At 57.2% G+C, this 1,080-nt stretch carries 1 protein-coding gene; it reads left to right on the forward strand.

The window, feature by feature from the left end; genetic code table 11:
• The first annotated feature begins 108 nt into the window (after positions 1-108).
• Positions 109-912 (forward strand): APH(3')-II family aminoglycoside O-phosphotransferase, encoded by an 804-nt coding sequence (locus tag CDO35_RS22760; RefSeq protein ID WP_099526830.1) that lies wholly within the window; start codon positions 109-111, stop codon positions 910-912.
• The last annotated feature ends 168 nt before the right edge of the window (positions 913-1,080 follow it).

Below are 1,080 nucleotides of genomic sequence, written 5' to 3' on the forward strand. Positions count from 1 at the left end.
GCGCCCGAAGGTCCTCCGGAGGCCCGGCATTCTGCACGCTTCAAAAGCGCACGTCTGCCGCGCTGTTCTCCTCTTCCTCATCTCCGGGCCTTTCGACCTGCAGCCAATATGGGATCGGCCATTGAACAAGATGGATTGCACGCAGGTTCTCCGGCCGCTTGGGTGGAGAGGCTATTCGGCTATGACTGGGCACAACAGACAATCGGCTGCTCTGATGCCGCCGTGTTCCGGCTGTCAGCGCAGGGGCGCCCGGTTCTTTTTGTCAAGACCGACCTGTCCGGTGCCCTGAATGAACTGCAGGACGAGGCAGCGCGGCTATCGTGGCTGGCCACGACGGGCGTTCCTTGCGCAGCTGTGCTCGACGTTGTCACTGAAGCGGGAAGGGACTGGCTGCTATTGGGCGAAGTGCCGGGGCAGGATCTCCTGTCATCTCACCTTGCTCCTGCCGAGAAAGTATCCATCATGGCTGATGCAATGCGGCGGCTGCATACGCTTGATCCGGCTACCTGCCCATTCGACCACCAAGCGAAACATCGCATCGAGCGAGCACGTACTCGGATGGAAGCCGGTCTTGTCGATCAGGATGATCTGGACGAAGAGCATCAGGGGCTCGCGCCAGCCGAACTGTTCGCCAGGCTCAAGGCGCGCATGCCCGACGGCGATGATCTCGTCGTGACCCATGGCGATGCCTGCTTGCCGAATATCATGGTGGAAAATGGCCGCTTTTCTGGATTCATCGACTGTGTCCGGCTGGGTGTGGCGGACCGCTATCAGGACATAGCGTTGGCTACCCGTGATATTGCTGAAGAGCTTGGCGGCGAATGGGCTGACCGCTTCCTCGTGCTTTACGGTATCGCCGCTCCCGATTCGCAGCGCATCGCCTTCTATCGCCTTCTTGACGAGTTCTTCTGAGGGGATCCGTCGACCTGCAGCCAAGCTTATCGATTAGTCCAATTTGTTAAAGACAGGATATCAGTGGTCCAGGCTCTAGTTTTGACTCAACAATATCACCAGCTGAAGCCTATAGAGTACGAGCCATAGATAAAATAAAAGATTTTATTTAGTCTCCAGAAAAAGGGG

The organism is Pseudomonas sediminis, from assembly GCF_002741105.1.
In the GTDB taxonomy this organism is placed as follows: domain Bacteria; phylum Pseudomonadota; class Gammaproteobacteria; order Pseudomonadales; family Pseudomonadaceae; genus Aquipseudomonas; species Aquipseudomonas sediminis.

Excerpts from the sequence above, each read along its gene's own strand:
- CDO35_RS22760 (WP_099526830.1), top strand. The coding sequence starts at position 109 with ATGGGATCGGCCATTGAACAAGATGGATTGCACGCAGGTTCTCCGGCC.